The sequence below is a fragment of the Agromyces fucosus genome (assembly GCF_004134865.1).
GTDB classification, from domain to species: Bacteria; Actinomycetota; Actinomycetes; order Actinomycetales; family Microbacteriaceae; genus Agromyces; species Agromyces fucosus.
This window is the reverse complement of the sequence record NZ_SDPO01000001.1, coordinates 1,209,956-1,228,945: the sequence shown is the minus strand read 5'-3', so window position 1 is coordinate 1,228,945 and position 18,990 is coordinate 1,209,956. Positions and strand designations below refer to the sequence as shown.

The following is an 18,990-nucleotide window of genomic DNA, read 5'->3' as shown; positions in this document are numbered from 1 at the left end:
ACATCGGAATCTCAATTCCAAAAACCTGTGGACGGTCGACCCAGTGGCTGCTACCTTCGAACTCGGCCGACGCAGCAACCCTGCCCATCGCTCGGCCGCCCATGAGTCGGATCAACGGAGATCCACCCGGTACCCCGGGGAAGTCCACCGCGCCGGCGATGAACAAGCAAGGAAGCCCTCTCATGGATTCGCTCGGACTCTCAACCGTCACGGCTACCGACGGCAAGCCCGCCACCGCCCAGCCCGCCGCCTCACCTTCCACCCCCGCGCCCACCCCGGCCGAATACCTCGCCCGCGCCGTCGCCATCGCGACCGAGAACGTGCGCAACGCGGGCGGCCCGTTCGGAGCCATCGTCGTCACCGCCGACGGCCGCGTGTTCGAGGGGGTGAACCGCGTCACCGCGAACCTCGACCCGACCGCCCACGCAGAGGTCTCGGCGATCCGTGCGGCATGCCAAGGCACCGGCAGCTTCGACCTCTCGGGCGCCACGCTCTACTCGAGCTGCGAGCCGTGCCCCATGTGCCTCGCCTCCTCCCTCTGGGCGCGCATCGACAGCGTGCACTTCGCGGCGACCCGCGACGACGCGGCCGACGCCGGCTTCGACGACGCCGTCTTCTACCGCTACTTCGAGGGCGACGCCCCCGACCGGGAGATCATGCCGGTCTCCGACATCGAACTGCCCGCCGCGGTACGCGTGGCCCCGTTCACCGAGTGGCGCCGCACCGCCACCCGTACCGAGTACTGAGTGGAAGCGCACATGTCACAGGACACCAGCACCCGCGGCGCAGACCACGCGGACGAATCGAAGAACTCCCTGCCGGCCGACACCTTCGCGGTCGCGAGCATCCCGAACCCCCTGCCCACCGGCGCGACGACGACCGTCGACGCCGAGCCCAAGAACGCCTTCGACCGGTTCTTCGAGATCACCGGCCGCGGATCCACCGTCGGCCGTGAGATCCGCGGCGGCATCGTGACCTTCTTCACGATGGCGTACATCGTGATCCTCAACCCGCTGATCCTCGGCAACGTGCCCGACGTCGACGGCAACGTGCTCGACCCGGCACAGGTGGGTGCGGCCACCGGCCTCACCGCAGGCGTCATGACGATCCTGTTCGGTCTCTTCGCACGACTCCCGTTCGCCCTCGCGGCGGGCCTCGGCATCAACTCCTTCCTGGCGGTCTCGGTCGTCGGGCAGGTGACGTGGCCCGAGGCGATGGGCCTCGTCGTCATCAACGGCGTCATCATCGTGCTGCTGGGTGCCACCGGTGCCCGCACCGCGATCTTCAAGGCCGTGCCGCAGGCGCTGAAGGCCGCGATCACGGTCGGCATCGGCCTGTTCATCGCATTCATCGGCTTCGTCGACTCGGGCTTCGTGAATCGCACGCCGGGTGGCCCGCCCGTGCAGCTCGGCGACGCGGGCTCGATCACGTCGATCCCGACCCTCGTGTTCCTCATCACCCTCGTGCTGATCGGCATCCTCGTCGCGCGTCGTGTGCCCGGAGGCATCCTGATCGGCATCGTGACCGGCACGATCATCGCGATCATCGCGCAGGCGATCCTCGTGCTCGGCCCGAGCTTCGAAGACCCGAGCGGGTGGCACATGACGATCCCACAGCTCCCGACCTCGCTCGTGACGATCCCCGACTTCGGCCTGGTCGGTCAGTTCGACCTGTTCGGCGCCTTCGGTCGCATCGGCATGCTGTCGGCGACGATGCTCGTCTTCACCCTCGTGTTCTCGAACTTCTTCGATGCGATGGGCACGATGACGGGTCTCGCGAAGAATGCCGGTCTCGCGCACAAGGACGGGACCTTCCCGCGCCTGCGCTCCGCGTTCATCGTCGAGGGCGCCGGCGCCATCGCGGGCGGCGCGACCTCGACCTCGTCGAACACGGTCTACGTCGACAGCGCGTCGGGCATCGGCGAGGGCGCCCGCACGGGCCTTGCCGCGATCGTCGTCGGCGTGCTGTTCTTGATTTCGATGTTCCTGACGCCGCTGACCCTCGTCGTCCCGATCGAGGTCGGCTCGGCCGCCCTCGTCGTCGTCGGTGCGATGATGATGACGCAGATCAAGGAGATCAAGTTCTCGAACTTCGCGATCGCGTTGCCGGCCTTCCTCACGATCGTGACGATGCCGCTGACGTACTCGATCGCGAACGGCATCGGCGTCGGGTTCATCTCCTGGGCCCTCGTCAACGCCCTGTCGGGCCGTGCCCGCAAGGTGCACTGGCTCATGTGGGTCGTCTCCGCCGGCTTCGCGCTGTACTTCGTGCGCGGACCGATCGAGGCGATGCTGGCGGGCTAGGGTCGCAAGCGACGCACGAACGGCCGCGTCTGCCCCGGTGCGCACCTTTCGGTGCCCACCGGGGCAGACCGCTGCGCGGCGGACAGCGCGAGGCCGCCCGGTCGACGCGATTGCAGAGAAGAGAGGTACGGCACGTGCCGAAGACGACGCCATCGACGGATGCCTCGGGCGACGGGCGCCGTCGCGCCCACGACCCGGCCGACCGCGTCGACTCGGTCTGGCGCTCGCGGGGCATGCCCGCGCTCCTGACGATGACCGCGCTCGGCTTCGCCGGATACGCGGTCCTGCTCCCGGTCGCGCCGCTCTGGGCGGTTGCGGGCGGCGTGGATGCCGCCGGCGCGGGACTCGTCACCGGCGTCTTCATGTTCGCCACGGTCATCGGCCAGTTGTTCGTGCCCGCCGCCCTGCACCGGTTCGGGTGGGGCGCCGTGCTCGTCGTCGGCCTCGCGCTGCTCGGCATGCCGTCGCTCCTGCACCTCCTCTCCGCCGACCTGCTGCCCGTGCTCGCGATCGCCGCCGTGCGCGGTGCCGGGTTCGCTGTGCTGACGGTGGCCGGCTCGAGCGCCGTCGCCGAGCTCGTCGAGCCCGCGCGCCGTGGTCGGGCCATCGGCGCCTTCGGGCTCGCCATCGCCGGTCCGCAGCTCGTGCTGCTGCCGATGGCGCCGTGGGTCGCCGAGGCGGTCGGCTATTGGGCGGTCTTCCTCCTCGGCTCACTGCCGCTGATCGCGATCATCCCGGCCGTACGCCTCGCCCGGCGCCTGCACGCCTCGCACCACGACCCCGGCGAGCCTCGGCACGCCTCCGCCGCCGCACGGTTCTCGGAATTGCGCGCGCTCGCCGCCCCCGTCGGCATCCTCCTCGGGGTCACGCTCGCGGGCGGCGCGCTGCTCACCTTCGTGCCGCAGCTGCTCGACGGTGCCGCCGCGGTGGCCGCACTGGCGTTCGTGACGGCGACCGCCGCTGCCGCCCGCTGGCTGGTGGGCGGTCTGGCCGATCGGGTCGGAACGCATCGACTGCTCTGGCCGTTCGTGCTGGTGACGGTGGCGGGCCTCGCGCTCGTGGCCTGGTCCGTCTCGCCGGGCGCACAGATGGTACCGCTGCTGCTCACGGGCGCGGCACTCGTCGGGCTGAGCTACGGAGGCCTGCAGAACCTCACGCTCGGGGAGGCGTTCGCCGTCGTGCCGCGTGACTCGGTCTTCGCGAGCACCGTCTGGAACATCGGCTTCGACACCGGCACCGGCATCGGCGCCGTGGTCGTCGGCGCGCTCGCGGCCGGGTTCTCGTTCCAGGTCGCGTTCATCGCTGCGGCGGCGATCGCCCTCCTGACCCTGCCGCTCGCGCTGCTGCGTCGACCGGTGCTGCGGTGAGGCTCAGCCTCGGCCGATGAACGGCATGCCGGCAGCCGTGGCGGTCAGCTGCGGCACGCTCGCCTCGGCGGGCAGACCCGCGAGGTGCACGATGAGCCCGGCGACGACCGCGACGTCCATCGTCGGCTCGACGTCCGGGCCACCGATGACGTCATCGAGCAGCCCGGTGCGCGCGTTGCCTACGTCGAGCTGCGTACAGGTGATGCCGTACGCTCGGCCGTCGAGCTCGATCGACTTCGAGAGCCCGGCGATCGCGTGCTTCGTCGTCGTGTAGGCGACCGAGCGAGGTCGCGGTGATTGCGCGGCGATGGATCCGTTGTTGAGGATGCGCCCGCCCATGGGGCGCTGCGTCGCCATCTGGCGGAACGCCGCTCCGGCCGCGAGCACCGCGCCGGTCACGTTGACCGCGAGGGTCGCCGACCAGTCGTCGAGCGTCAACTCGCCGACATCCGCGGCGGGGCCCGGCACGCCGGCGTTGTTCACGAGCACGTCGAGTCGACCGAACCGGAGCACGTGGGCGGCCACCAGCGCGTCGACCGCCGACGCGTCGGTGACATCGACCGGGGCGACGAGGGCATTCGGATGCCTCGCGCCCGAGTCGTCGGACGCGGCATCCTCGAGCGGTCTCCGCCGCCGACCGGCGAGCGTCACCGCGAAGCCGGCCGCGAGGAGCGCCTGGGCGGTCGCCCGTCCGATGCCCGTTCCGGCGCCCGTGACGATGACGGACCGGAGCGGCGTCTCGGCGCGCTCGGCGTTCACGCCGCGGTCTCCGGTGGCTGAGCCTCGGCGGCCTGCGACTCCTCGATGAGCTGCAGGATCTTGGCGGCGACGCTCACCGCGATGGTCGCCGGCGCCTTGCCGCCCACTTCGGGCACGCCGATCGGGGTCGTCACCCGGGCGAGGTCGTGCTCGTCGTGCCCGAGCTCCGCGAGCTTCACCTGGAACCGCGCCCACTTCGAACGCGAGCCGATGAGCCCGATCGAGCCGAGGTCCCCTCGGCGCAGCGCGGTGTCGGTGACCGCGAGGTCCTCGATGTGGTCGTGGGTCATGATGAGCACGTGCGCGCCCGGAGGGAGCGCCGCGAGGCCGGCCTCGGGCACGGGCTCGTGGTGCACGTGCACCTCGGCGACGGCGTCGGCGAGCACGCCCGACTCGCCGGGCGCGCCGAGTCGTGCTGGCGCGAGCATCTCGGCGCGCGAGTCGACGAGGTGCAGGGCGAGCTCCTGGCGGGCGAGGATCCGGGCCAGCTCGAGGCCGACGTGCCCCATGCCGAAGATCGCGACGGACGGGACGACCCGAACGGGTTCGAGCATGAGCGTGACCTCTCCTCCGCAGCATTGCACGCCGTACTCGGTCGTGGCCTTGTCGCTGAGCTTCAGGGTGAGCAGCTCGGGCTCGGCACCGCCGCTCGCGAGCAGTTCACGAGCACGCTTGATCGCGGTCGCCTCGAGGTTGCCGCCTCCGACGGTCCCGAAGACCCGGTCGGGTGCGACCACCATCTTCGCGCCGCCGTTGCGGGGAGCGTGACCCCGCACGATCGCGAGCGTGACGATGACCGCGGGCGTCCGCTCCTCCCGGAGCCGCTGCAGTGCGTCGAGCCAGTCCATCGGGCGGGCCCGCTCAGGCCTCGGTGGTCGCCAGCGCGGGCACGTCGGCGCCGGCCGGTGCGGAGCCGGCCGAAGCACCCGTCGGGTCGTGCTCGGCCGAGGCATCCGCTGCCGGTGACGTCGCGGCGACCGACGCCGACCCTGCCGACCGCGCCGCCTCGATCGCCCAGTAGACCGCCTCGGGGGTCGCCGGCGACCCGAGCTCGACGCTGTGACCGGCGGGCGCGAACTCGCCGACCGCCTCCCGGATCGCCTCGCGGGCGCTGAACGCGAGCATGAACGGGGGTTCGCCGACGGCCTTCGAACCGTAGACGGCACCGTCTTCGCGGGCGTTCTCGAAGAGTCGCACGTTGAACTCCTCGGGCATCTCCGAGAAGCTCGGCAGCTTGTAGGTGCTCGCGGACTGGGTCAGCAGTCGGCCGCGATTCGGCCCGTCCGTCTCGTCCCAGCGGAGCTCCTCGAGGGTGAGCCACCCGACGCCCTGCACGTAGGCGCCCTCGATCTGCCCGATGTCGAGCATCGGCGACAGGGAGTCCCCGACGTCGTGCACGATGTCGACCCGGCGCACCCGGTAGGCGCCCGTGAATCCGTCGACCTCGACCTCCGTCGCGGCGCAGCCGTAGGCGAAGTACTTGAAGGGGGAGCCCTTCATCAGGTCGGGGTTCCAGTGCAGCCCCTCGGTTCGGTAGTAGCCGGCGGCCCAGAGCTGCACGCGCTGCAGGTATGCCGCGTTCGCGACCTCGGCGAACGTGAGGCTCTCGTCGAACTTGCCGAGGCCCGTGATGAGACCGCCCTCGAAGCGGACATCCCGCTCGTCGACGCCGAGGAGCCGGCCGGCGACCTTCGCCATGCGTTCGCGGATCTGCTCGCACGCGTTCTTGACGGCGCCGCCGTTCAGGTCGGCGCCTGAGGATGCCGCGGTCGCGGAGGTGTTCGGCACCTTGTCGGTGCGCGTGGGGGCGAGCCTGACCTGGTCGAGACGCAGCCCGAGGGCGGTCGCCGCGACCTGCAGCATCTTCGTGTGCAGCCCCTGGCCCATCTCGGTGCCGCCGTGGTTGATGAGCACCGAGCCGTCCTTGTAGACGTGCACGAGGGCGCCGGCCTGGTTGAAGGCGGCGAAGTTGAACGAGATGCCGAACTTCACGGGCGTGATCGCGAGCGCGCGCTTCGTGTCGACGCTGGCGGCGTTGAACGCGGCGATCTCGGCGCGGCGCTCGTCGAAGTCGCTCTCGTCGACGAGGCGCTGCCAGATCGCCTCGAGGCGATCGGCGTCCTTCACGAGCTGCCCGTAGGGGGTGCTCTGCCCCGGCCGGTACATGTTCTTCCGGCGGATCTCCGCCGGGTCGATGCCGAGCACCGGCGCGACCCGGCCGAGGATGTCCTCGATGAGGAAGACGCCCTGCGGGCCGCCGAAGCCGCGGAAGGCGGTCTGCGAGGTCTTGTTCGTCTTCGCGATGCGGCCGTACGCGTGCACGTTGGGGATCCAGTAGGCGTTGTCGATGTGGCACAGCGCCCGGCCGAGCACCGGCTCGGAGAGGTCGATGCTCCAGCCGCCGTCGGCGGTCAGCGTGGCGTCGAGCGCCTGGATGAGTCCGTCTTCGGTGAATCCGGCCTTCCAGCTGATCTGGAACGGGTGGCGCTTGCCGGTCATCGTGATGTCCTGCGTGCGGTTCAGGCGAAGTCGCACCGGCCGGCCCGTGAGCTTCGCGCCGAGCGCGGCGATCGCGGCGAAGCCGTGGGGCTGCATCTCCTTTCCACCGAAGGCGCCGCCCATGCGAAGGGACTGCACGGTGACCTGGCTCGACGAGATGCCGAGCACGTGCGCGACGATCTCCTGTGTCTCGGACGGGTGCTGCGTCGAGCACTGCACGAAGTACTGCCCCTCGGAGTCGAGGATCGCGAGCGAGGCGTGCGTCTCGAGGTAGAAGTGCTCCTGCCCTCCGAACTCCGTGACGCCCTCGAAGACGCGCGGTGCGCCCGCGAGCGCGGCCGCGGCGTCGCCCCGTTCCACCGTGCGGGCGATGCCCTGATACGACTCCGCGGCGATGGCCTCGGACACCGTGATGTAGGAGGGGAGCGCTTCGTAGTCGACCTTTACGGCCTCGGCTCCGAGCCGCGCCGCCTCTTGAGTCTCGCCGAGCACCCACACGAGTGCGTGCCCGTAGAACATCGCCTCGCTCGGGAAGAGCGGTTCGTCGTGCTTGATGCCGGCGTCGTTGATGCCGGGCACGTCGTCGGCCGTGAGCACGCGTACGACGCCGGGCACGTCGTACGCCGGTGCCACGTCGACCGTGACGCGCGCATGCGCATTCGTCGACTGCACGGGCCAGGCCGTGAGCACACCGGCGGTGTGCGCGGCGAGGTCGTCGGTGTACATCGCGGCGCCCGTGACGTGCAGGGCGGCGCTCTCGTGCACGGCGCGCAGGCCGACGACGGGGTTCGCGGGGCGATCGGCGAGTGCGCTCATGCCGAGACCTCCTTCGACTCGATGACCGTGCTGCTGTACAGCTTCAACAACGAGCTGCCGAGCATGAGCGATCGGTACTCGCTCGAGGCCCGGTGGTCGGACATCGGCGTGCCCTCGGACTGGAGTACCGCCGACGCGGCGCGCACGGTCGCGACGTTCCACGGCCGGCCCACGAGCGCCGCCTCGGTGGCGTAGGCGCGAAGCGGGGTGGCGGCGACGCCGCCGAGCCCGATGCGGGCGGCCGTCACGACGCCCCCCTCGATGTCGAGCGCGAAGCCGAGCGCGACGCTCGAGATGTCGTCGAAGCGGCGCTTCGCGATCTTGTGGAAGGCGGTCACGCGCGCCAGCGGCAGCGGGATGCGGATCGCGCGGATGAGTTCGTCGGCGCCGCGGATCGTCTGCCGGTACCCGGTGAAGTAGTCGGCGAGGTCGACCTCGCGCTCACCGCCGGCCGAGGCCAGCACGAGGCGCGCGCCGAGTGCGAGCAGCGCCGGCGGAGTGTCGCCGATGGGGGAGCCGGTGCCGAGGTTGCCGCCGAAGGTGCCGCGGTTGCGGATGAGCCGTGAGGCGAACTGCGGGAAGAGCTGGGCGAGGAGCGGCACCTGGCCGTCGAGTCGTCGTTCGACCTCGGACAGCGGCAGGGCCGCGCCGATCTCGATGAACTCCTCGCCGATCTCGAGCGTGCGCAGCTCGGGCAGCTGCTCGATCGCGACGACGAGCGGGGCGCGGCGCCCGCGCAGGTTCACCTCGACGCCGAGGTCGGTCGACCCCGCGAGGAGCAGGGCCGTGGGCTCGTCGTGGAGGAGGTCGAGCGCTTCGGAGAGCGAGGCGGGGCGGATGAATCGGCCGCCACCGCTCGAGAAGTCGGTCGGCATGGGTGCCGGGGCCGGCCGGCTGCGCCGGGCGGCCAGTTCGTCGTCGGCCTCGGGGGAGCCGAGCGTGTAGGCCGCATCGCGGATCGGGCGGTAGCCCGTGCAGCGGCACAGGTTGCCGCTCAGGGCGTGCAGGTCGAAGCCGTTCGGGCCGTGCTCCTCGCAGACCTCATCGCCGGCGGCCGCGGGGGCTCGGTCGGCGCGGTAGTACTCGCCCGCCATGCTGCACGCGAAGCCCGGGGTGCAGTATCCGCACTGCGAACCGCCGGCCTCTGCGAGCTTCTCCTGCACGGGGTGGAGCTCATCCGGCGAACCGAGGCCTTCGGCGGTCACGATCTCCTGGCCGTTCAGCGCGGCGGCCGGAACCAGGCACGCGTTCACAGCCGTCCACGAGGTGCCCCCGTTGTCGTCCGGTGTCGCGACCAGCATCGCGCACGCCCCGCACTCGCCTTCGGCGCAGCCTTCCTTGCTGCCCGAGAGGCCGGTGTCGCGCAGCCAGTCGAGGGCCGTCGTGTGGGCGGTCGCGCCCTGCAGCGGGCGTTGCCGCCCGTTGACCGTCATGGTGATCTCGTCCATGGGATCTCCTCGGTTCGGCGCCCGCATGGACGCCATGGCACCGGGGCCCCGATGGCCCCACCTCGCGCCGCGTCTGCCCGGGGCAGACACTCGATACTACCGCGCCGCGACCGAAAATCCCCAAAAATTTGGAATCAACATTCCGCAGAGTGGATATTACGGCTCAGGCCGCCGAGGTGACGTCCGCGATCTCCTGCACGATCTCCCGGAGCACCGGGATGGCCCGCTCGGCGAAATCCTCGCCGACGCGGGCAACGGGACCTGACACCGAGACGGCGGTCGGCACCGGTGCGCCCGGCACGGTCATCGCGTAGCAGCGCACGCCGACCTCCTGCTCGCCGTCGTCGATCGCGTACCCCCGCTCGCGGGTCGTCTTCAGGTCGGCGATGAGCCCGTCGATCGTGTCGATCGAGTACTCGGTGGCCTTGGGCATGCCCGTGCGCGCGATGATCTCGCGCACGGTGCCGTCGTCGAGCTGGGCGAGGATCGCCTTGCCGACGCCGGTGCTGTGCAGGTGGGAGCGGCGGCCCACCTCGGTGAACATCCGCATCGCGTGCGGCGATGGGGCTTGCGAGACGTAGATGACCTGGTCGCCGTCGAGGGTCGCGAGGTTCGCGGTCTCGCCGAGTCGCTCGACGAGCTCCTTCAACTGCGGCTTCGCGAGCTGGCCGAACTGGCGGTTCGCGACCTCGCCGAGGCGCACGAGGCGCGGGCCGAGCGCGTAGCGGCGGTTCGCGAGCTGCCGCGCGTAGCCGAGTGAGACGAGCGTGCGGAGGAGCCGGTGGATCGTCGGGAGCGGCAGGCCGGCCATCGTCGACAACTCGCTCAGCGTGACGTCCCCGCCGGCATCGGCGATCAGTTCGAGGAGGTCGAAGACCCGGGCCACGGATTTGACGCCTTCGGTGGGGCTGTCCGCCATCCGGTGCACTCCTGTTCCATCGTTGCGGCAATCGGAATCCGCATCGCGGAAAATCTACCGTTCGCAGTCAAGATACCGCACCGATCCGGGGCGAGAACGGATGAATCGAGCGCGCCGTTCTCCGTGGTGGTACATTCGGATCGAGTTTCCGGAGTGCAGATATCTGCATCCACGATGCGAAAACAATTCGATTGACGAACGTCTCGTCGCAGGAGAGAGTGGCAGCATGACCATCGAGATCACCCGAGCCTCGACCATCGACGGAGCCGACGAGATCCTCTCGGATGGCGCCCTCGCCTTCGTCGAGGCGTTGCACCACCGGTTCGACGCACGCCGGCACGAGCTCCTCGAGGCGCGGCGGGTGAGGCGCGATCGCATCGCCGCGGGGGGCACGCTCGACTTCCTGCCCGAGACGCGGGCGATCCGCGAGGGCGACTGGCGCGTGGCATCCGCCCCCGATGCACTGCTCGACCGACGTGTCGAGATGACCGGGCCGGCGGCCCCGGCCAAGATGGCGATCAACGCCCTGAACTCCGAGGCACGCGTCTGGCTGGCCGACCTCGAAGACGCGTCGAGCCCGCACTGGAACAACGTCGTCGGCGGCGTCAAGAACCTGCGGGATGCCGCGCTCGGCACGCTCGCCTTCACCTCGCCGGCCGGCAAGGTCTACGCGCTCCGCACCGATGTGCGCCGGCCCACGGTCGTGACCCGCCCGCGCGGCTGGCACCTGCCCGAGCACAACGTGCTCGTCGACGGCGTGCCGGGCTCGGCGGCGCTCGTGGACTTCGGCCTGCACTTCTTCCACACGGCGCAGCTGCTGATCGACAACGGCCACGGCCCCTACTACTACCTGCCGAAGCTCGAGAGCCACCTCGAGGCGCGCCTCTGGAACGAGGTCTTCGTGTTCGCGCAGGAGCAGCTCGGAATCCCACAGGGCACCGTGCGGGCGACCGTCTTGATCGAGACGATTCCCGCGGCGTTCGAGATGGACGAGATCCTCTACGAGCTGCGCGACCACGCGTCCGGCCTGAACGCCGGGCGCTGGGACTACCTCTTCAGTCTCATCAAGGTCTTCCGCGACGCGGGCCCCGAGTTCGTGCTGCCCGACCGCGCCTCGGTCGTGATGACGGCGCCGTTCATGCGCGCCTACACCGAGCTGCTGGTCAAGACCTGCCATCGGCGAGGGGCCTTCGCGATGGGCGGCATGGCCGCCGTCGTGCCGAACCGCAGCGACCTCGAGGTCACGCGAGCGGCGTTCGAGAAGGTGCGCGCCGACAAGACCCGCGAGGCGAACGACGGCTTCGACGGCTCATGGGTCGCTCACCCCGATCTCGTGCCCGTCTGCCGCGAGGTGTTCGACGCCGTGCTCGGCGATCGGCCGAACCAACTCGAGAAGCAGCGTCCGGAGGTCGAGGTCACCGCGGCCGAGCTCCTCGACGTCGCATCGGCGCACGGCGAGGTCACCGAAGCCGGCCTGCACGGCAACCTCTACGTCGCAGTCGCCTACACCGCGGTGTGGCTGTCGGGCAACGGCGCCGTCGCGATCCACAACCTCATGGAGGATGCCGCGACGGCCGAGATCTCCCGCTCGCAGGTGTGGCAGCAGCTCAGGAACGGCGTCGTGTTCGCCGACACCGATCGCGCGATCACGCCCGAGCTCGTGCGCACGGTGCTCGCCGAAGAGGTCGAACGGCTTCGCGGGGAGGTCGACCCCGAACGCTTCGCCCGGTACTACGAGCCGGCGGCCGAACTCATCGCCGACATCTGCCTCTCCGAGGAGTACGTCGACTTCCTGACCCTGCCCGCCTACGAGCTGCTCGAGTCCGAACGATGAGCGCATCACCGGGCTCGCTCACCGCCGCCGACCTGGCGCGCGTGGATGCACGGCTGAAGGCCACCGACGAGCTGCTGGCCACCGCCTACCCCGGCGACGACGGCTCGCGCCAGCCCGTGCACACGGTGTACGTGCCGGCTGACCGGTACACCCCCGAGCTGGCGGCGGTGTGGGGGCAGGATGCGCTCGCCGCCGTCGAGGCGTTCGGCGGACTCGAGGCGATCGCGGCCGCGGTGGGCCTCGACAGCGGCATCGCGGCCACCGTGGCGCCGCGCGTGCGCGAGAAGCTCGAACGCGAGCCGATCGAAGACCTGCGCATCGACTTCGAAGACGGCTACGGCGACCGCGGCGACGACGCCGAAGACGCCGATGCGGTGCGGGCGGCCAAACGGGTCGTCGCCGCAGCCGGCGCCGGCTTCGCCCCGCCGTTCATCGGCATCCGCTTCAAGTGCTTCGAGGCGCCGACGCGGGCACGCGGCATCCGCACGCTCGACCTGTTCGTGACCACCTTGGTCGAACACGGCGGGCTGCCCGACGGCCTCGTGCTGACGCTGCCGAAGGTGTCGACCGTCGCGCAGGTCGAGGCGATGGCGGATGTCGCGGCAGGCCTCGAGCGCGCGCACGGCCTGCCCGAGGGGCGACTTCGCTTCGAGGTGCAGGTCGAGACGCCGCAGCTCGTGCTCGGCGCCGACGGCCGCTCGCCCGTCGCGCAGCTGCCGCTCGCCGCCCCAGGCCGCATCAGCTCGCTGCACTACGGCACCTACGACTACAGCGCCTCGCTGCAGATCGCCGCCGCCTACCAATCGATGGAGCATCCCGTCGCCGACCTCGCGAAGGGCATCATGCAGCTCGCGGTCGCGGGCACCGGCATCCGCCTCTCCGACGGGTCGACGAACGTCCTCCCCATCGGAGACCGCGCCGAGGAGGCCTGGGCGCTGCATGCCCGCCTCGTGCGCCGATCGCTCGAACGCGGCTACTACCAGGGGTGGGACCTGCACGCGCATCAGCTGCCCACGCGGTTCCTCGCGAACTACGCGTTCTACCGCGAGGGATACCCCGAGGCATCCGCGCGGCTCCGCGACTATCTCCAGCGCACGCCGGGTGCGGTGCTCGACGAGCCCGCCACCGCGAGGGCGCTCGCCGACGTCGTGCTGCGCGGCGTCGAGTGCGGTGCGATCGGCGAACCGGAGGTCGTCGCCGACATCGGCATCGACCGGCGGGCGCTGACATTGCTCGCCCACCCGAGGCTGGCGACGCGATGACCGGATGCGCCGCACTCACCCCGAACGACAAGGAACACGCATGAGCTACTTCACTCCCGAGGGCGGTCTCCCGGCCCAGACCGAGCTCCTGACCGACCGCGCGATCGTGAAGGAGGCGTACACGGTCATCCCCAAGGGCGTGCTGCGCGACATCGTCACGAGCAACCTGCCGGGGTTCACGAAGACCCGATCGTGGATCATCGCCCGGCCCATCGCAGGATTCGCGACGACGTTCTCGCAGTTGATCGTCGAGATCGCACCGGGCGGCGGCGCCGAACGGCCCGAGGCCGAGGCGGGCGTTGAAGGCGTCGTGTTCGTGACGGCGGGTGCGCTCGTGGTGACGCTCGAGGGGGAGCGGCACGTGCTCGAGCCCGGCGGCTACGCCTATCTCGCGGCCGGCGCGTCGTGGTCGCTCGCGAACGAGGGGGCGGCGATCACGAGCTTCCAGTGGATCCGCAAGGCGTACGAGGCCGTCGACGGCATCGCGCCGCCGGCGTCGTTCGTCACGAGCGACCAGGAGGTCGCGCCGCGCGAGATGCCCGGCACGAACGGCGCCTGGGCGACCACGCGTTTCGTCGATCCCGACGACCTCGCGCACGACATGCACGTCAACATCGTGACGTTCCAGCCCGGTGGCTCGATCCCGTTCGCGGAGACGCACGTCATGGAGCACGGGCTCTTCGTGCTCGAGGGCAAGGCGGTGTACCGGCTGAACGACGACTGGGTCGAGGTCGAGGCCGGGGACTTCATGTGGCTCAGAGCCTTCTGCCCACAGGCCTGCTACGCGGGCGGCCCCGGGCCGTTCCGCTACCTACTGTACAAGGACGTGAACCGTCAGATCCGCCTGACGTAGCCAAGGGGCGCGGTCCTCTCCGCCTGAGGCCGTTACTCGACGACGACAACGTAGGCGTCGTGCGATTCGGCCCAGGCAGTAGCCGCGGCGACCATCGCGTCTCGGTCGCTGTCGCCCCCGAGCTCGGTCCCGCCGGATTCGTCGACGGAGGAGATCGTGCCCCAGACACCGAAGCCCCAGTAGACGATGACGACGACGCGACCCAGCTCGTTCGCGTAAGAGCTTGCGACCTCGCGGATGCTTCGTACGCCCGCCATGGGCGCGAACTCGTCGGCCGTCTGTGTCTGCGCCGCGCCAGGAGCCGCGTCGGCGGCTATCTGGTCGTTGACCGGCTGCGGGAGGGGCTGTCCGGGTGTGACGACGACGACGGTGCCATCGTGGAGAGTGATGTCGCGAGGAGCGTTCGTCGCGAGCACCTGCTTCTCGAACTCGGAGAGCTCACCGTCCGCGTCCGAGTCCCCTTCCATCGGCGCAGGCGGCGCCGTGGCCGCCGCCTGCGAGGTCGTGCCTGTGTCCGAAAGAAACGAGACGTTCCCAGGAGTACAGCCGGTGAGCATGGTCATCGCGAGCACGACTGCGGCGGCTGCGGTGGCGGTGCGGATGGTGATCACTGGGTGGTCCCCTCGGTTTGTTCCGGCCTGGAATCTTGATTGCGCGGGCCGCTGGGGCTCGCCCCCGAGGGCGTGTGCGATCCGTGGTGAGTGTAGTCGTGGACGCGGGGGCCTGATGCCCACAGCTACACCGTGTGGATCAAGCCAAAACGTCGGGTGCACGGTCGATCGAGCCGGTCCCGGGCTCTTGGAGGCCCCGCCTCTTCCCAAGAACCCACCCCACGACGAAAGCGGCGAGGACCGCCGCGATGGCGAGGATCCCCATGCCCCAGAGCTTGGAGGCCGGCACGAACGGGGCACCGCCAACGAAACCGAAGTCACCCACAGGTTGGTATGCGAACCATCCGAACGTGGCGGTCGGTCCTGGGAGCAGGACCAGAACAAGCCCGAGAACAGCGAGAGCCCCTGCCCCGATGATGATCGCTTTGGGACCGGTCGTCATGAGCTGCTCCTCTTGGGATCGTGATCCTGACCAACGTATCCGAACGCGCGAATCGGCAGCGGATACTCGGCGCCGCTTTGATCGCGTTCGGCGCGTGCGCCCTTCCGTCGTGCCTCCGCGCCGCCGAGGAATGCGCAGCGCAGGCCGGCGTCAGGAGCAAGTCACGTCGCCGCCAACGCTCCCTTCGCCCTCCGGCGAGCGGATCGAACGGATGCCGCGGCGTCCGCTCGATTCGAACGGTTGACGCGGCCCAACCGCTCGCTTACACTTTCACACAGCAGAAGGAATCTTCCGCACTACGAAAACACCGAAGGAAGCACGATGACGTACACGGTGAACTGCTCGATCCTCCTCACTGAGCTGCCCCTCCTCGAGCGGCCCGCTGCAGCACGCGCGGCCGGCTTCGACGCCGTCGAGTTCTGGTGGCCGTTCGCGGAGTCGGTTCCGAGTGACCGTGACGTCGACGCCTTCGTCGCCGCCGTGCGCGACGCCGGCGTGCAGCTCACCGGACTGAACTTCAACGCCGGCGACATGCCGGGCGGCGACCGCGGCCTCGTGTCATGGCCGGCCCGCTCCCGCGAGTTCCGCGACAACCTCGCCGTCGTCGCGGGCATCGGCGACGCACTCGGATGCCGCGCGTTCAACGCCCTCTACGGCAACCGCATCGACGGGGTCTCCGCCGAGGTGCACGACGGGGTCGCGGTCGAGAACCTGGCCGCGGCTGCGGAGGCCGTCGCCGTGATCGGCGGCACCGTGCTGCTCGAGCCCGTGAGCGGTGCTCCGCGGTACCCGTTGCGCACCGCCGCCGACGTGCTCGAGGTCATCGACTCGGTGCGCGAGGCTTCCGGCGCTCGCAACGTCAAGCTGCTCGCCGACTTCTACCACCTCGCCGTCAACGGCGACGACGTGGCCGCGGTCATCGAGGCGCACGCCGCCGACTTCGGCCACATCCAGATCGCCGATAACCCAGGCCGCGGCGCGCCGGGCACCGGCGACCTCCCCCTCGACGACTGGATCGCCCGCAGCCACGAGCTCGGCTACTCCGGTGCGATCGGCCTCGAGTACAAGGCCCCGATCGCGACCGCATTCGACTGGCTCGCGTCGGCACCCGCCGCCGAAGCCGCACGCTGAACCACAGCGGAACCACACTCGACTCCAACGAAGGATCCATCATGAGCAACATCACCGTCATCGGCCTCGGCATCATGGGACTGCCCATGGCCAAGAACCTCGTCGCCGCAGGCCACCATGTCACCGGCTTCAACCTCAGCCAGGATCGGATCGACGAACTCGTCGCCGCCGGTGGCCACGGAGCCGGAAGCATCGCCGAGGCGGTCGCGGCCGCCGACGTCATCATCACGATGGTGCCCGACTCGCCGGATGTCGCGGCCGCCGTCCGCGGCGACGACGGCATCTTCGCCAACGCGAAGGCCGATGCCCTCTGGATCGACGCGTCGAGCATCCGCCCCGACGTCGCCGCCGAGCTCGCCGACGAGGCGCGCGCCGCCGGCCTCCGCGTGGTCGACGCCCCCGTCTCGGGCGGCGAGCAGGGCGCCATCGACGCCGTGCTCTCGATCATGGTCGGCGGAACCGAGGCCGACTTCGCGAGCGCGCTGCCCGTGCTCGAGGCCGTCGGCAAGACCATCGTGCACGTCGGCCCCTCGGGCGCCGGTCAGACGGTGAAGGCGGCCAACCAGCTGATCGTCGCCGTCAATATCCAGGCGCTCGCCGAGGCGATCCTGTTCCTCGAGGCGTACGGCGTCGACACCGACGCGGCCCTGAAGGTGCTCGGCGGCGGGCTCGCCGGCTCGAAGGTCCTCGACCAGAAGGGCCAGAAGATGCTGAACCGCGACTTCGCCCCCGGCTTCCGTCTCGCGCTCCACAACAAGGACATGGGCATCATCACCGCCGCGGCCCGGCAGGCCGGCATTACGATCCCGCTCGGTGCCCACGTCGCCCAGCTCGTCGGCTCGACCGTGCAGCAGGGCGACGGCGGCCTCGACCACTCGGGCCTCTTCAAGCTGACCGCCGCCGCCTCCGGCCGCAACTGACTCTTCACATCCGACGCAAGGAAGACATCATGACTCGCATGCGTACCGTTGACGCGGCCGTGCTCATCCTCGAGAAGGAGGGAGCGACCGAGGCCTTCGGGCTCCCCGGCGCCGCCATCAACCCGTTCTATTCCGCGATGCGCGCCCACGGCGGCATCCGTCACACCCTCGCCCGCCATGTCGAGGGCGCCTCGCACATGGCCGACGGCTACACCCGTGCCGCCGACGGCAACATCGGCGTCTGCATCGGCACCTCCGGCCCCGCGGGCACCGACATGATCACGGGACTCTACGCCGCACAGGCGGATTCGGTGCCGATCCTCTGCATCACCGGCCAGGCGCCCGTCGCGAAGCTCCACAAGGAGGACTTCCAGGCGGTCGGCATCGACGCCATCGCGAGGCCGCTCACCAAGATGGCGATGACCGTGCTCGAGCCCGCTCAGGTGCCCGGCGCCTTCCAGCAGGCGTTCCAGCTCATGCGCTCGGGTCGGCCAGGCCCCGTGCTGATCGACCTGCCGATCGACGTGCAGATGGCCGAGATCGAGTTCGACATCGAGACGTACGAGCCCCTGCCCGTCGTCAAGCCGGCCGCGACCCGCGCCCAGGCGGCGAAGGCCCTCGACCTGCTGACGGCGAGCGAGCGCCCGCTCATCGTCGCCGGAGGCGGCATCATCAACGCCGGGGCATCCGATCGCCTCGTCGAGCTCGCCGAACTCCTCGGCGTGCCCGTCGTGCCGACCCTCATGGGCTGGGGCGCGATCGCCGACGACCACCCGCTCTCTGCGGGCATGGTGGGCCTGCAGACCTCGCACCGCTACGGCAACGAGAGCCTGCTCGCGAGCGACTTCGTGATCGGCATCGGCAACCGCTGGGCGAATCGCCACACCGGCGGGTTGGACACGTACACGAAGGGGCGTACCTTCGTGCACATCGACATCGAGCCCACCCAGATCGGCCGGGTCTTCGCACCCGACTACGGCATCGTGTCGGATGCTGCTGCGGCACTCGATGCGATGATCGCTGTTGCGCGTGAGCGTGCCACGGCGGGCGCCCTGCCCGACTACTCGGCGTGGGCGGGCGACTGCCGTGCCCGCAAGGCGACCCTGCACCGCAAGACCCACTTCGACAACGTGCCGATCAAGCCGCAGCGCGTCTACGAGGAGATGAACCGGGCGTTCGGCCCCGACACCACCTACGTGACCACGATCGGCCTCTCGCAGATCGCGGGTGCGCAGATGCTGCACGTGTTCGGCCCGCGGAAGTGGATCAACGCCGGCCAGGCCGGCCCGCTCGGCTGGACCGGGCCCGCCGCCCTCGGCGTCGTACGCGGCAAGCCGGGTGAGACGGTCGTCGCGCTCTCGGGCGACTACGACTTCCAGTTCATGATCGAGGAGCTCGCCGTCGGTGCGCAGCACAAGCTGCCGTACATCCACGTCGTCGTGAACAACAGCTACCTCGGACTCATCCGCCAATCGCAGCGCGGCTTCGAGATGGAGGCGCACGTCTCACTCGCGTTCGACAACATCAACACGCCGCATGTCGAGGGCAGCAGCGCGAACGGCTACGGCGTCGACCACGTGAAGGTCGCCGAGGGCCTCGGCTGCAAGGCCATCCGCGTCGAGCGGCCCGACGACCTCGGCGCCGCATTCGCGGAAGCGGGCGCGCTCATGGCCGAGCACCAGGTGCCCGTGGTCGTCGAGGTGATCCTCGAGCGCATCACGAACATCTCGATGGGCGTCCAGATCGACGGCGTCAACGAGTTCGAAGAGCTCGCAGCGTCGCCCGACGACGCCCCCACGGCGATCCTGTCGCTCGCGAAGGTCTGA

Annotated in this window: 16 protein-coding genes; 9 read left to right on the top strand and 7 right to left on the bottom strand. The window is 70.2% G+C overall.

Annotation, left to right across the window (positions count from 1 at the left end; all coding sequences use genetic code 11):
- The first annotated feature begins 182 nt into the window (after positions 1–182).
- The 3 genes from ESP57_RS05525 (at position 183) to ESP57_RS05515 (ending at position 3,670) form a co-directional block, all read left to right on the top strand.
- Positions 183–746, top strand: a complete 564-nt coding sequence (locus ESP57_RS05525; RefSeq protein ID WP_129230805.1) for a nucleoside deaminase — start codon at positions 183–185, stop codon at positions 744–746.
- Positions 747–758: 12 nt separating this feature from the next.
- The gene (locus ESP57_RS05520; RefSeq protein ID WP_129230804.1) at positions 759–2,303 is read left to right on the top strand and encodes an NCS2 family permease; all 1,545 of its coding nucleotides are present in this window, start codon (positions 759–761) and stop codon (positions 2,301–2,303) included.
- A 134-nt stretch (positions 2,304–2,437) separates the two neighbouring features.
- Positions 2,438–3,670: an MFS transporter gene (locus ESP57_RS05515; protein ID WP_243648408.1), complete on the top strand. Its 1,233-nt coding sequence runs from the start codon at positions 2,438–2,440 to the stop codon at positions 3,668–3,670.
- A gap of 3 nt (positions 3,671–3,673) precedes the next feature.
- On the opposite strand, the gene ESP57_RS18685 is transcribed toward ESP57_RS05515, so the two are convergent.
- The 5 genes from ESP57_RS18685 to ESP57_RS05490 all read right to left on the bottom strand — a co-directional run bounded on the left by ESP57_RS18685 (position 3,674) and on the right by ESP57_RS05490 (position 10,111).
- On the bottom strand, positions 3,674–4,429 hold the full coding sequence (locus ESP57_RS18685) for an SDR family oxidoreductase (RefSeq protein WP_129230803.1): 756 nt from the start codon (positions 4,427–4,429) through the stop codon (positions 3,674–3,676).
- Positions 4,426–5,277: a xanthine dehydrogenase accessory protein XdhC gene (gene xdhC, locus ESP57_RS18680; RefSeq protein ID WP_129230802.1), complete on the bottom strand. Its 852-nt coding sequence runs from the start codon at positions 5,275–5,277 to the stop codon at positions 4,426–4,428. Before xdhC ends, ESP57_RS18685 begins: the two co-directional genes overlap by 4 nt.
- A 13-nt stretch (positions 5,278–5,290) precedes the next feature.
- Positions 5,291–7,744: a xanthine dehydrogenase molybdopterin binding subunit gene (xdhB, locus tag ESP57_RS05500; RefSeq protein ID WP_129230801.1), complete on the bottom strand. Its 2,454-nt coding sequence runs from the start codon at positions 7,742–7,744 to the stop codon at positions 5,291–5,293.
- Positions 7,741–9,192 (bottom strand): xanthine dehydrogenase small subunit, encoded by a 1,452-nt coding sequence (locus ESP57_RS05495; protein WP_207904481.1) that lies wholly within the window; start codon positions 9,190–9,192, stop codon positions 7,741–7,743. Before ESP57_RS05495 ends, xdhB begins: the two co-directional genes overlap by 4 nt.
- A 163-nt stretch (positions 9,193–9,355) precedes the next feature.
- Complete coding sequence (locus tag ESP57_RS05490; protein ID WP_056010348.1) at positions 9,356–10,111, bottom strand: IclR family transcriptional regulator; 756 nt, start codon at positions 10,109–10,111, stop codon at positions 9,356–9,358.
- Between the two features lie 226 nt (positions 10,112–10,337).
- On the opposite strand from ESP57_RS05490, the gene aceB reads away from it, so the two are divergent.
- The 3 genes from aceB to ESP57_RS05475 are packed head-to-tail and all read left to right on the top strand — an operon-like array spanning position 10,338 to position 14,060.
- Entirely contained in the window at positions 10,338–11,945 is a 1,608-nt protein-coding gene (aceB, locus tag ESP57_RS05485) for a malate synthase A (protein ID WP_129230800.1), read from the top strand.
- A complete protein-coding gene (locus ESP57_RS05480; protein ID WP_129230799.1) occupies positions 11,942–13,207 on the top strand; it encodes a DUF6986 family protein in 1,266 nt (421 codons plus the stop codon). Before aceB ends, ESP57_RS05480 begins: the two co-directional genes overlap by 4 nt.
- 40 nt (positions 13,208–13,247) lie before the next feature.
- Positions 13,248–14,060 (top strand): bifunctional allantoicase/(S)-ureidoglycine aminohydrolase, encoded by an 813-nt coding sequence (locus ESP57_RS05475; RefSeq protein WP_056010342.1) that lies wholly within the window; start codon positions 13,248–13,250, stop codon positions 14,058–14,060.
- A gap of 32 nt (positions 14,061–14,092) precedes the next feature.
- On the opposite strand, the gene ESP57_RS05470 is transcribed toward ESP57_RS05475, so the two are convergent.
- Entirely contained in the window at positions 14,093–14,623 is a 531-nt protein-coding gene (locus ESP57_RS05470; RefSeq protein ID WP_129230798.1) for a hypothetical protein, read from the bottom strand.
- Positions 14,624–14,810: 187 nt separating this feature from the next.
- Positions 14,811–15,113: a hypothetical protein gene (locus ESP57_RS05465; protein ID WP_129230797.1), complete on the bottom strand. Its 303-nt coding sequence runs from the start codon at positions 15,111–15,113 to the stop codon at positions 14,811–14,813.
- A 321-nt stretch (positions 15,114–15,434) separates the two neighbouring features.
- On the opposite strand from ESP57_RS05465, the gene ESP57_RS05460 reads away from it, so the two are divergent.
- The 3 genes from ESP57_RS05460 to gcl are packed head-to-tail and all read left to right on the top strand — an operon-like array spanning position 15,435 to position 18,990.
- Positions 15,435–16,244, top strand: a complete 810-nt coding sequence (locus ESP57_RS05460) for a hydroxypyruvate isomerase family protein (RefSeq protein ID WP_129230796.1) — start codon at positions 15,435–15,437, stop codon at positions 16,242–16,244.
- A 41-nt stretch (positions 16,245–16,285) separates the two neighbouring features.
- Complete coding sequence (locus tag ESP57_RS05455; RefSeq protein WP_056010333.1) at positions 16,286–17,164, top strand: 2-hydroxy-3-oxopropionate reductase; 879 nt, start codon at positions 16,286–16,288, stop codon at positions 17,162–17,164.
- A 29-nt stretch (positions 17,165–17,193) separates the two neighbouring features.
- The gene (gene gcl / locus ESP57_RS05450) at positions 17,194–18,990 is read left to right on the top strand and encodes a glyoxylate carboligase (protein WP_129230795.1); all 1,797 of its coding nucleotides are present in this window, start codon (positions 17,194–17,196) and stop codon (positions 18,988–18,990) included.

Excerpts from the sequence above, each read along its gene's own strand:
- ESP57_RS05525 (WP_129230805.1), top strand. The coding sequence starts at position 183 with ATGGATTCGCTCGGACTCTCAACCGTCACGGCTACCGACGGCAAGCCC.
- ESP57_RS05520 (WP_129230804.1), top strand. The coding sequence starts at position 759 with ATGTCACAGGACACCAGCACCCGCGGCGCAGACCACGCGGACGAATCG.
- xdhC (WP_129230802.1), bottom strand. The coding sequence starts at position 5,277 with ATGGACTGGCTCGACGCACTGCAGCGGCTCCGGGAGGAGCGGACGCCC.
- xdhB (WP_129230801.1), bottom strand. The coding sequence starts at position 7,744 with ATGAGCGCACTCGCCGATCGCCCCGCGAACCCCGTCGTCGGCCTGCGC.
- ESP57_RS05495 (WP_207904481.1), bottom strand. The coding sequence starts at position 9,192 with ATGGACGAGATCACCATGACGGTCAACGGGCGGCAACGCCCGCTGCAG.
- ESP57_RS05490 (WP_056010348.1), bottom strand. The coding sequence starts at position 10,111 with ATGGCGGACAGCCCCACCGAAGGCGTCAAATCCGTGGCCCGGGTCTTC.
- aceB (WP_129230800.1), top strand. The coding sequence starts at position 10,338 with ATGACCATCGAGATCACCCGAGCCTCGACCATCGACGGAGCCGACGAG.
- ESP57_RS05480 (WP_129230799.1), top strand. The coding sequence starts at position 11,942 with ATGAGCGCATCACCGGGCTCGCTCACCGCCGCCGACCTGGCGCGCGTG.
- ESP57_RS05475 (WP_056010342.1), top strand. The coding sequence starts at position 13,248 with ATGAGCTACTTCACTCCCGAGGGCGGTCTCCCGGCCCAGACCGAGCTC.
- ESP57_RS05470 (WP_129230798.1), bottom strand. The coding sequence starts at position 14,623 with ATGACCATGCTCACCGGCTGTACTCCTGGGAACGTCTCGTTTCTTTCG.
- ESP57_RS05465 (WP_129230797.1), bottom strand. The coding sequence starts at position 15,113 with ATGACGACCGGTCCCAAAGCGATCATCATCGGGGCAGGGGCTCTCGCT.
- ESP57_RS05460 (WP_129230796.1), top strand. The coding sequence starts at position 15,435 with ATGACGTACACGGTGAACTGCTCGATCCTCCTCACTGAGCTGCCCCTC.
- ESP57_RS05455 (WP_056010333.1), top strand. The coding sequence starts at position 16,286 with ATGAGCAACATCACCGTCATCGGCCTCGGCATCATGGGACTGCCCATG.
- gcl (WP_129230795.1), top strand. The coding sequence starts at position 17,194 with ATGACTCGCATGCGTACCGTTGACGCGGCCGTGCTCATCCTCGAGAAG.